We start from the raw sequence: 10,565 nt of genomic DNA, 5'->3' as shown, positions 1-10,565 counted from the left end.
CCACCGGCTACGGGCGCATCAGCAACGCCCTCAAGAACGACGGCACCGCCGCACTCGACATCCGAGCCACCACCACCCACGGCGACATCACCGCCCGCAGCCGCTAAGAACCACGAAGCCGAACCCACCGCGACAAGATCCAGGCCGTCGCGGTGGGACCACGCGCGGATCAGCGAGGCTGGAGCAGCCCGCGTTCGGTCATGAAGGTTCGCAAGGTCTCCGCGTCCTCCGCGGACATCAGGCGCCGTGGGATCACGGTCGCCGGCATCCGGCCTACGTACACGATCCAGAATTCAGGGGTCTCGATCACCTGGGTGACACCTTCCCAGGCGATGCCGCCCGACTCTGAGCCGCTGCGCATCATGATGTTGTCGTCGTCGATGTCGTAGCCGCCCTCGGTGGCGTAGCCGGCGGAGCGGCGGCGGGCGCGCAACCGCACCAACGGCGAATACAGCATCGCCAGCAGGCCACCAGCGAGCAGCGCGATATAGAGCGGCACCAACTGGTCGCCCAAGGAGAAGGCAAGACCGATCGCTCCGACCACCGCCAGCACCACGCCGACGTAGCCGTAGTTGCGCAGCCCGACACTGCCCATCGCGGCGGCCACGCGGCCCGGGTAGGCCGGGTCGGCTGGGACGTCAAAACGGATGTGCACGTCAAAACGATACGCACCCCGGAGACGGCCCGGGCCCGGGCGAGACGCGCACATCATAAGCGCCGCTTATCGCTCGGTTCCCGCCTCGTCGTTGATGGCTGAGCGACGCGCGCCCGAGACTGATCGAGCGTTCCGCGGAGTGACCCAGGACTCGTTGGGTCACATGCGCCACCGCCGTCACGTCCTGACGGCAAGAACACCAGAACGGGGAGCTGAGCATGAGAGTGCTAGTGGCAGGAGCGACCGGAGCGATGGGCACGCAGTTGGTGCCGCGTCTGGTCGGCGCCGGGCACGAGGTCTTCGCCATGACGCGGAACCAGTCCGGCGAGGCCAGGTTGTCGAAGCTGGGCGCGGTGCCGGTCGTGGCGGACGCGCTCGATCGCGGCCAGGTCGCGGCGGCCGTCCGCGAGGCGAAGCCGGATGTCATCGTTCACGAGTTGACCGCCATCGGGCACATCGACACCCGCCACTTCGATCGCAGCTTCGCCGCGACCGACCGGCTGCGGATCGTGGGCACCGACAATCTGATCGCGGCGGGGCGCGCGGCCGGAGTGCGGCGATTCGTGGCGCAGAGCAATGGTGCTTTCACCTACGCCCGCACGGGCGGGCCGGTGAAGAGCGAAGAGGACCCGCTGGACCCGTCGCCGGTCAGCACGATGGCGCCGATGGTCGCCGCGATCGGGCATCTGGAGAAAGCCGTGCTGGGTGCGGGCTGGACCGAGGGGATCGTGCTGCGGTACGGCGCCTTCTACGGTCCGGGCACCTCGATGGAGCCGGGTTCCGCGCAACTCGAGATGATCCGCAAGCGCCAGTTTCCGATCGTCGGCAACGGCGGTGGGGTGTGGTCGTTCGTCCACATCGCCGACGCGGCGGATGCGACGGTCGCGGCGGTCGAGCAGGGCGCCCGTGGTGTCTACAACGTCGTCGACGACGACCCCGCCCCGGTCGCCGAGTGGCTGCCGGAGCTCGCCGCGATGCTGGGTGCGAAGAAGCCGATGCGCGTGCCGCGGTTCGTCGGCCGGCTGGCTGCCGGTGAGGCCGGCGTCGTGCTGATGACCGAGCTGCGCGGCGCCTCGAACGCGAAGGCCAAGCGCGAGCTGGGCTGGCGCCCGGCGCACCCGTCCTGGCGCATGGGCTTCAAGGAACGCATCCAGGCCGATCCCGAAAGCGAGGAGTGATGAAGAACCACCACCACATTGTCGTGCTCGGCGCCGGGTACGCGGGCATGATGGCCACCGCCCGGCTCGCGCGCCGGATGCGGCGTACCAACGCCCGGATCACGCTCGTCAACCCGTCGGCGCGGTTCACCGAGAGGCTGCGGCTCCACCAGATCGCCGCCGGGCGGCAACTGGCCGACTTCCAGATCCCCAAGCTGCTCGCGGGCACCCGCGTCGCGTTCGTGGCGGGAACGGCCACCGCGATCGACCCGCGGGCGCGCACGGTGGCCGTCGACGGCAGTCCGACGATCCTGCGATACGACACACTGGTGTACGCCCTGGGCAGCGCGACCGACACCAGCACGGTCCCAGGGGCCGATGTGCACTGCTACACGCTCAACGGCCCGGAGAACGCCGCGCGGTTGGCGGCCCGCCTCGGCGGCGTCGCGGCGGCCGGTGGCGCAGTGACGGTGTGCGGGGGCGGCCTGACCGGCGTCGAGGCGGCCACCGAGATCGCCGAGGCACACCCGCGTCTGAACGTCACGCTGCTCAGCGTCGACGAGCCCGGCTCGATGATGGGAGCCAAGGCGCGCAAGCACCTCTACCAGGCGCTGAGCCGCCTCGGCGTGACCGTCCGGGCGGGCGCCCGCGTGACCAAGGTGCTGGCGGACTCCGTCGAACTGGCGGACGGCGAGCTGGTGGCCGCGGACGTATGCGTGTGGACCACGGGCGTCACGGTCTCGCCGCTGGCCAGAGAGGCTGGAATCGCCACGGATGAGCGCGGTCTGGTGCTGGTCGACGCGACGCTGCGGTCGGTGTCGCATCCCGACATCCACGCGATCGGCGACGCGGCCGCCATCCGGCTGGCCTGGGGGCAGGTCCATGGCACCTGCCAGAGCGGCATACCCACCGGGCAGTACACCGCCGACACCATCGCCAGGCTCCTGCGCGGCAAGTCGGTCAAGCCGTTCCGGTACGGCTACTTCCACCAGCCGGTCAGCCTGGGCCGCCGCGACGCCGTCATCCAGTTCACCCACGCCGACGACACGCCGCGCCGGGCCTACCTCAAGGGGCGCGCCGCCATCTTCTACAAGGAGAAGCTCGTCAGCAGCACGCCGCTGACGACGTACCGGCTGCACAGGTACATGTACGTCACCGGCACGCTGTCAAAGGGTGGCCGGGCCACCAGGGCAATGTGACGTTCACTCCGGCACCGTGATGCCGAGTTGCCGTGCCTGCTCGCGGTGTGCCGATGTCAGTGCGTCGACGAACCGGGCTAGGACCTCGTCGGCCGTGAGAACGCGGGCCAGCACCACCTGAAAGGTCTCGCGCTCCTCGTGTTCCACCTCGACGACGTCGGGTTGGGCGGCGAGCGCCCGCTTCAGGTCGTCCTGGTCCAGGTCGACGACGACCTTGACCGTGTCCTCGAGCCCGAGACCCCACCACGTGCCGTCCCGCGTCGCCACCTGCAGGTACGTGCAGAGGTCCGCGCGGGGAACAGCCTCCGACTCGGCCTCCGCGGCGCCGAAGACGATCGCGAGAAACGTGCGCGGCGCGCGGGCGAGTGCGGCCCGCACAGCCGGCGTTCCAGCCAACGCTTCCCCGTCGAACTGGTCCCATCCTTCGGAGCTACGGCGTGGCCGGACGCCGGATACGCCGTATCGGGGGCGAAACACGAAGAGCCACCTTCCGTAGGTCCTGCCGAGGCCGAGGCCCGCGCTGGACGCCCGGCCTCGGCAGTCCTATCTAGACGGCTGGGTGAATGACGAACGGAATGCCGTTCCTCTTCAGACAGTCCAGCAGGTCCTGCGGGGGACCGAGCCCATCCGACTGCGAGAATATCGGGTGGTCGACCGGCCACTTCTTCGGGACGAAGTGCCACAGCACGCCCGTGATGTTCTTCGCCGCCCCCGGCGGCCGGCCCGGCTGGACCACCGGCCGGGTCCTGTTGAGGTGCCCGTCCTGCTCGCACTGCTTGAGGTAGGTGTCCGGATGCCCGGGCAGGCCGGTCTTGACCTCGTGGAGGAAGTAGCCCTCCGCGGTGTCCACCAAGCTGTCCGGCTCGCGGGCCGAGCCGGGCCTGGGCATGTTGGGCATGGGAATCCTGCCCTGCTGGTTCCTGAGCACGGTCTGACCCGCCAGCAGGTTGGCGACGAAGTCCTCGCCTTCCGGGGCGTTACGCAGGAACGGCGTCACCGCACCACCGCCGACGTGGTTCGCGTCCGACATCGCGTCCGCCAGCCGCGGCAGACTCATGCGGGGCATGCTGGCGAGACTCAGGATGACCGCGTCGGACATCCGGCTGGACAGCGTGCCGTAGTTGCCCAGCATGATCGCCCTGATCGCCAGGGTCTTGACCCCGTCGGGGATCTTGTTCCACTTGGCGACGAACCGGATCGTCGAGTCCAGCCGGTGCACGTAGCGCAGGGCGAACTTGGCGGCCTTGCCGGGGATGGCGACAGCGTCGCCGGCGTACGGGATGAGCCCCAGAATGCTGAGCCCCGCCCCGATCCAGTCCTGGTGGATGATTCCCGCGATGGTGTCCCGCAGATCGGCGAGCCCACCGAGGATCCAGCCGACCACCGGAATGAAGCTCAGCCCGCCCGAGCAGAGATAGCCCGACAACCAGGCCATCGAGTCGCGGGGGCTGAAGTCACCGGCGAAGAAGCCGAGCGCGAAGTCGCTGACGTACGTCCACTTGCTCACGATCTCGTCGGGAACCGTCGGGTCAAGGCCCTGGTCCTCGATGTGCGCCAGCTCGTACGCGTCGTCCCGGCCGTCACCGTCGGTGTCGGCGCGGAGCGGGCTGATCTGGTAGTCGAGAGCCTCGGCGCCGTCGGAGAGCCCGTCACCGTCGGTGTCGGCCCGCAGCGGGTCGGTCTCCCAGTCGTCCTCCTCCGTGAAGTCCTCGAGCCCGTCGCCGTCGGTGTCCGTGTCCGTCGGAACGGGCACGATCGGTGGGGCGCTGCCGGTGACCGGCGGCGGGGGCGCGTCACGGACCAGGGGGTTGGTGCCCCGTGCGACCTCGTCACCGTCGCTGACCCCGTCGCCGTCGGTGTCGCCCTCGGTCGGCGAGGTGCCCAGCTCCTGCTCGCGCAGGTTGGTCAGCCCGTCGCCGTCGACGTCCTCGGCGCCGTCCGGCACCCCGTCCTTGTCGGTGTCGACCTGGCCCGGCATCGCGAAGCCGGCCAGCTGGGTGATCTCGAACTTGTCGGTCAGCCCGTCGCCGTCGGAGTCGATGAGCAGGGGGCTGGCGCCGAAGCGGAGCTCCACCACGTCGATCACGCCGTCGGAGTCGTGGTCGCCCTCGTAGGTGATGCCGAGGCGGGTGAGCACGTTGAAGCCGTTCGCCCACGCGTTCCCGGACTGGATGGTCGCGGGTTCGACGTTGGCCTTGTAGAGCATGTCGTCGGCCTTGGCGAGGTTGGCCTTCGCCGCCGCCAGGTCCGCGAACGCCTCGGCCAGCCCGGCGGGGGCGGGCGCCGGCGGCGGGTTGGCCCGGAAGGGGCCGATGGTCGCCTCGGCGTCCTGGATCGCCGCGTCCGCCAGCAGCCGTACGCCGGTCAGTGTCTCCACCAGGGCGCGGACGTGCGCCTCCTCGGCCTCGCCGTTGGGCGGGCTGGCGCCGGTCATGCGGCTCTTGAGGAACGACTCCAGGTGCTGGAGGTTGTCGAACGCGATCTCGCCGTTGGCGGCGCTGTTCAGCCGTGCGCCGTCGAAGTAGCGGCTGTCCACGTCCGCCAGCACCGGATCGATCCGGCTGTCACCCAGCCCACCGCCCACGTACGGGCGGAGCGCCTGGGTCGCCTCGGTGACGTAGACCTTGGCGTCCCGCGTGTACTCGGCGGTGGGGATCTTCGCGACTTCGACCTGCCACCGAGGTGTCTCCCCCGCCGACGCCTCGCTTGTGAAGATCCCCAACTGCGCGACGACCGCGACCGTAACGGCCGCGGCCAAGCTCCTTCGTCGTAAACGCGAGTGAACTCGCATACACGTACTCCCATCTTTCGCTGGATGCGACGACAGGAGCGTAATAAAGATCGATGTCTTCAGGTGACCGCGCGGCTACCGTTGATCAAGTTCGTGGGAGTACATCCGGATTGGACGGAGTTATCGCCATCCGATAGATGCCGGCCCGGGCCGCCGCCACGGCCGCTTCGGCGGCTCGGTCCGCCGTGGCCTCGTCGATCGGGTCTCCGCTGACGAGCAGGCGGTAGTAGAGCGGCGCCGATACGGCACGGATGACCTCGGCCGCGTCGGTGCCCGAGGGCAGTTCGCCCCGCTCGACGGCCTGGTCCACGCAGGGGGCCCATTCGCCGATGCGGACCGCGTAGAAGCGGTGCAGGGCCTCGGCGGTTCGGGGGTCGCAGGTGGCGGCGACGATGACAGCCCGGAACAGCGCCCCTTGGCGCGGATCGACCAGGGTGCGCTGGACGAGCCGGGCGTTGGCACGCAGGTCCTCGATCAGTGACCCGGTGTCGGTTCGCGGCAGGGACTGTTCCGCCATGTCCGTCAGGAGGTCGGCGACGAGGCCGGCGACGGTGCCCCAGCGGCGGTAGACGGTCGTCTTGCCCACCTCGGCGCGGCGGGCCACGTCGGCGAGGTCGAGCCCGTCGAAGCCGTGCTCCACGAGCGCGTCGCCGGCCGCTTGGAGCACGGCGGCGCGGACCCGCGCCGTCCGGCCTCCGGGTCGGATCGCACCACCAACCATAACGGGTCTCCAGTTCCCTTAACCGCCGGATGAGTGCTACCGTAGCGCCATCAGCTTATCGGAACTGCAGTTCCTTTAACGGGAGGCACACCATGGAGTACCGACGGCTCGGCGCATCCGGACTCACCGTGCCCGCACTCAGCTTCGGGGCCGGCACCTTCGGCGGTTCGGGCCCGCTGTTCGGCGGCTGGGGCCACACCGACGCCCGCGAGGCGAGACGCCTTGTCGACATCTGCCTGGACGCCGGCATCACCATGTTCGACACCGCCGACGTCTACTCCGACGGCGCGTCCGAGCAGGTGCTGGGGCAGGCGATCAAAGGCCGACGGGACGCCGTCCTGATCTCGACCAAGAGCGGCCTGCCGACGAGCGACCGGCCCAACGACGCGGGGACCTCCGGCGCGCGGCTCGTCCGATCGGTCGAGGCGGCTCTGCGCCGGCTCGGCACCGACTACATCGACCTGTTCCAACTGCATGCCTTCGACGCCGCGACGCCCGTCGAAGAAGTCGTGGCGACGCTGGACGACCTGGTGCGCGACGGGAAGATCCGCTACCTCGGCGTCTCCAACTTCGCGGGCTGGCAGCTCATGAAATCCCTCGCCGCGGCCGACCGCGACCACCGCCGGCGGTACGTGGCACACCAGGTCTACTACTCACTCGTCGGCCGCGACTACGAGTGGGAACTGCTGCCGCTGGGCCTCGACCAGGGCGTCGGAGCCGTGGTGTGGAGCCCGCTCGGTTGGGGACGGCTCACCGGCAAGATCCGCCGCGACGCACCGCCACCCGCGACCAGCCGCCTGCACACGACCGCCGACTTCGGTCCGCCGGTCGACGACGAACACCTGTTCAACGTCGTGGACGTCCTCGACGACCTGTCCCGCGAGACCGGCCGAGCGGTGCCACAGATCGCGGTCAACTGGTTGCTCCAACGACCCACCGTGGCCACCGTCATCATCGGCGCCCGCAACGAGACCCAGCTGCGGCAGAACATCGACGCCGTCGGCTGGAAGCTCACACCCGAACAGATGGCCCGGCTCGACACCGCCAGCAGCCGCACCGCGCCCTACCCGTACTTCCCCTACCAACGGCAGGAAGGCTTCGCCAGGCTCAATCCCTCGCCGCTCGCGAGCGCCGCGTGAAATGACGGACTGGTCGATATTGGCCGGTCGTGGTGTCCCCGGAGACGAGAATCGGTCCGGGGACACAGAGACGGGACGGGAACATGGCGCGTACGGTGGCCCAGGCGATGGTCGGCACGCTCAAGGCGTCCGGCGTACGCCGCGTGTACGGCATTCCGGGAGACTCGCTCAACGGCTTCACCGACGCCCTGCGGCGCGACGGCGGCCTGGCGTGGGAACACGTGCGCCACGAGGAGGCGGCCGCGTTCGCCGCGGCCGGGGAGGCCGCACTGACCGACCAGTTGGCGGTGTGCGCCGGCAGTTGTGGGCCGGGCAACCTCCACCTCATCAACGGGTTGTACGACGCGAACCGCAGCGGTGTTCCCGTCCTCGCGATCGCGGCTCACATTCCCACGGAGGAGATCGGCGGCGGCTACTTCCAGGAGACGCATCCGCAGCAGCTGTTCACCGAATGCAGCGTGTACTGCGAGCTGGCCAGCATTCCGGAACAGGTGCCGCGGCTGCTGGAGATGGCGATGCGGGCCGCGGTGCAGCGCCGGGGCGTCGCGGTGCTGGTCATCCCCGGCGAGATCTTCCTCGCCGATGCCGGGACGGCACGCTGGCCAGGTGCGGTGCGCCGCGCGGACGCCGTGATCAGGCCCGACGACGCGGCCCTCGCCGCCGCCGCGGACGTGCTCAAACGGGCGGAGCGGGTGACCGTTCTGGCCGGTGCGGGCTGCGCCGGCGCGCACGACCGGGTGATCGGGATCGCGGGCGCGTTGCAGGCGCCGGTCGTGCACGCGTTGCGGGGCAAGGAGCACGTCGAGTACGACAACCCGTACGACGTCGGCATGACCGGGCTGATCGGGTTCAGCTCGGGCTACCGCGCGATGGAACACTGCGACGCCCTGCTCATGCTCGGCACCGACTTTCCGTACCGGCCGTTCTATCCGGACGACGTCCCGGTCGTCCAGGTCGACGTGCGCGGCGAGCACATCGGCCGTCGGGTGGCGGTGCGGGTGCCGCTCGTCGGCACGGTCCGGGACACCGTCGACGCGCTGCTCCCGCTGATCACCCCGAAGACGGACAGGGCACACCTGGACCGGATGACGGCGCACTACCGCCGCGCCCGGGCCCGGCTGGACCGGCTGGCGGAGCCCGGCCGCGGCGGCGGGCCACTGCACCCGCAGCACGTCGCGGCGGCGATCGAGCGGCTCGCGACCGAGGATGCGGTGTTCACCGCGGACGTCGGCACCCCCTGCATCTGGGCGGCCCGCTACCTGCACATGAACGGCCGGCGCCGGCTGATCGGCTCGTTCACGCACGGCAGCATGGCCAACGCGTTGCCACACGCGATGGGCGCCCAGGCGGCCGACCGCGGCCGGCAGGTCATCGCGCTGTCGGGCGACGGCGGGCTCGCGATGCTGCTCGGTGAGCTGCTCACCCTGCGACAGCAGCGGCTGCCGGTGAAGATCGTGGTCTTCAACAACCGCGCCCTGTCGTTCGTCGAGCTGGAGATGAAAGCGGCCGGGATCGTCACGTACGCCACCGAACTGATGGATCCGGACTTCGCCGCCATCGCGAAAGCGGCCGGCCTCTTCGGCGCGCGCGTCGACACCGCCGACCAGCTCGACGCCGCGCTGCGTGACGCCCTCGCCTACGACGGGCCCGCGCTGGTCGACGTCCGCACGGCCCGCCAGGAACTGTCGCTGCCGCCCAAGCTCACCTATGGACAGATCAAAGGCTTCACGTTGTACGCCACCCGTACCATCCTGTCCGGCAACGCCGACGAGATCGTCGAGTTGGCGCACACGAACCTGCGACAGCTGGACCGCGAATAGCTACGCGGGATGGTTCACGGGCGACCGGGGCGGCTGACCGGTGAGGACCCGCACGGCCTCGTCGGCCGCGAACGCCCGGACGGTGTGGATGGACTCCTCGGAGTAGTACGCGGCGTGCGGGGTCACGACGACGTTCGGATGGTGGAGCAGGCGGTTGTCGGGTGCCCAGTTGGCGTGCTTGGCCGGCTCCTCCTCCAGGTCGTCGAGCCCGGCCGCGGCGATGGTCCCGGCGCGCAGCGCCCGGTCGAGGGCGGCGTCCTCGATGATGGGTCCACGGGCGGTGTTGACGAGGATGGCCGTGGGCTTCATCTTGGCCAGGGCGGCGTCGTCGAACAGGTGCCGGGTGTCCGGAGTCAGCGGCGCCTGGATGGTGAGGTAGTCGGATCCGCGGATCAGCTCGTCCAGGTCGACCGGGCGCACCTCGTCGGCCCGCATCTCGTCGGCGGTGACGAACGGGTCGTGCGCCCACACCTGCACCCCGAACCCCTTCGCGCGGGTGGCGATGAGGCGGGCGATCGCGCCGTAGCCCAGCAGGCCGAACACCTTGCCGCGCAGCCGCCAGATCGGCGCGCCGGTCTGCCACTGCCACTCGCCTTCGCGGGTCGCCGTGTCGTACTGGTTGATCTTCCGGGCCGCGGCGAGCCAGAGGGCGATCGCGTGGTCGGCGACCTCGTCGGCGCACCAGTCGTTGGGTGCGTTGGTGACCTGGATCCCGCGGCGGGTCGCCTCGTCGACGTCGACGATGTCGACACCGGTGCCGTAGCGCGCGATGACCCGCAGCTTCGGCAGGCCGTCCATCGTGGCGGCGCCGACGTGCGCGTACTGGGTGAGGATGCCCGCGGCGTCGCGGCCACGGGCGATGATCTCGTCCTCGGACGTGCACTGGTGCGCCGAGAGCGTGAACCCGGCTCCCTCGACGATCTCTCGTTCGATCTCGACGTCGCCGAAGTCCGAGTCGGCGATCATGATGATGCCGCGGCTAGTGCGAGTCACGGGGCGTTCCCTTCGTGACGATGAGGTCCTGGTACGCGGTCGCGAAGTCGAGGCAGCTGCCGGTGTCCATCTGCCCGGTGTACCTGCGGA

At 70.1% G+C, this 10,565-nt stretch carries 9 protein-coding genes; 4 read left to right on the top strand and 5 right to left on the bottom strand.

The genetic code is table 11. The annotated features are described in order from the left end of the window. Positions 1-169: 169 nt before the first annotated feature. Positions 170-655 (bottom strand): YcxB family protein, encoded by a 486-nt coding sequence (locus AB0H87_RS30945; RefSeq protein ID WP_360153503.1) that lies wholly within the window; start codon positions 653-655, stop codon positions 170-172. A 218-nt stretch (positions 656-873) separates the two neighbouring features. Here AB0H87_RS30945 and AB0H87_RS30940 point away from each other — a divergent pair, with 218 nt between their 5' ends. After that, positions 874-1,833, top strand: a complete 960-nt coding sequence (locus AB0H87_RS30940) for an NAD(P)-dependent oxidoreductase (protein WP_360153501.1) — start codon at positions 874-876, stop codon at positions 1,831-1,833. Further along, the gene (locus AB0H87_RS30935) at positions 1,833-3,011 is read left to right on the top strand and encodes an FAD-dependent oxidoreductase (protein WP_360153498.1); all 1,179 of its coding nucleotides are present in this window, start codon (positions 1,833-1,835) and stop codon (positions 3,009-3,011) included. The genes AB0H87_RS30940 and AB0H87_RS30935 overlap by 1 nt, the downstream gene beginning before the upstream one ends. Before the next feature lie 3 nt (positions 3,012-3,014). Here AB0H87_RS30935 and AB0H87_RS30930 read toward each other — a convergent pair whose 3' ends face one another. From AB0H87_RS30930 to AB0H87_RS30920, 3 genes are all read right to left on the bottom strand, one after another. Continuing rightward, positions 3,015-3,389, bottom strand: a complete 375-nt coding sequence (locus AB0H87_RS30930) for a hypothetical protein (RefSeq protein WP_360153495.1) — start codon at positions 3,387-3,389, stop codon at positions 3,015-3,017. Positions 3,390-3,558: 169 nt separating this feature from the next. Beyond that, entirely contained in the window at positions 3,559-5,769 is a 2,211-nt protein-coding gene (locus AB0H87_RS30925) for a hypothetical protein (RefSeq protein ID WP_360153492.1), read from the bottom strand. A gap of 118 nt (positions 5,770-5,887) precedes the next feature. Beyond that, on the bottom strand, positions 5,888-6,523 hold the full coding sequence (locus AB0H87_RS30920; protein WP_360153489.1) for a TetR/AcrR family transcriptional regulator: 636 nt from the start codon (positions 6,521-6,523) through the stop codon (positions 5,888-5,890). A gap of 92 nt (positions 6,524-6,615) precedes the next feature. Here AB0H87_RS30920 and AB0H87_RS30915 point away from each other — a divergent pair, with 92 nt between their 5' ends. Then, entirely contained in the window at positions 6,616-7,662 is a 1,047-nt protein-coding gene (locus tag AB0H87_RS30915) for an aldo/keto reductase (protein ID WP_360153486.1), read from the top strand. A gap of 83 nt (positions 7,663-7,745) precedes the next feature. Continuing rightward, a complete protein-coding gene (gene poxB, locus AB0H87_RS30910; protein ID WP_360153483.1) occupies positions 7,746-9,482 on the top strand; it encodes a ubiquinone-dependent pyruvate dehydrogenase in 1,737 nt (578 codons plus the stop codon). On the opposite strand, the gene AB0H87_RS30905 is transcribed toward poxB, so the two are convergent. Continuing rightward, complete coding sequence (locus AB0H87_RS30905; protein WP_360153480.1) at positions 9,483-10,475, bottom strand: C-terminal binding protein; 993 nt, start codon at positions 10,473-10,475, stop codon at positions 9,483-9,485. Positions 10,476-10,565: the final 90 nt, after the last annotated feature.

The sequence above is a fragment of the Asanoa sp. NPDC050611 genome (genome assembly GCF_040654855.1).
Classification (GTDB): domain Bacteria; phylum Actinomycetota; class Actinomycetes; order Mycobacteriales; family Micromonosporaceae; genus Asanoa.
This window is presented reverse-complemented; position numbering and strand designations above follow the sequence as displayed.

What these genes read in the sequence shown, in the direction of transcription:
- AB0H87_RS30920 (WP_360153489.1), bottom strand. Translation starts at nt 6,523, where the DNA reads ATGGTTGGTGGTGCGATCCGACCCGGAGGCCGGACGGCGCGGGTCCGC.
- AB0H87_RS30935 (WP_360153498.1), top strand. Translation starts at nt 1,833, where the DNA reads ATGAAGAACCACCACCACATTGTCGTGCTCGGCGCCGGGTACGCGGGC.
- poxB (WP_360153483.1), top strand. Translation starts at nt 7,746, where the DNA reads ATGGCGCGTACGGTGGCCCAGGCGATGGTCGGCACGCTCAAGGCGTCC.
- AB0H87_RS30915 (WP_360153486.1), top strand. Translation starts at nt 6,616, where the DNA reads ATGGAGTACCGACGGCTCGGCGCATCCGGACTCACCGTGCCCGCACTC.
- AB0H87_RS30940 (WP_360153501.1), top strand. Translation starts at nt 874, where the DNA reads ATGAGAGTGCTAGTGGCAGGAGCGACCGGAGCGATGGGCACGCAGTTG.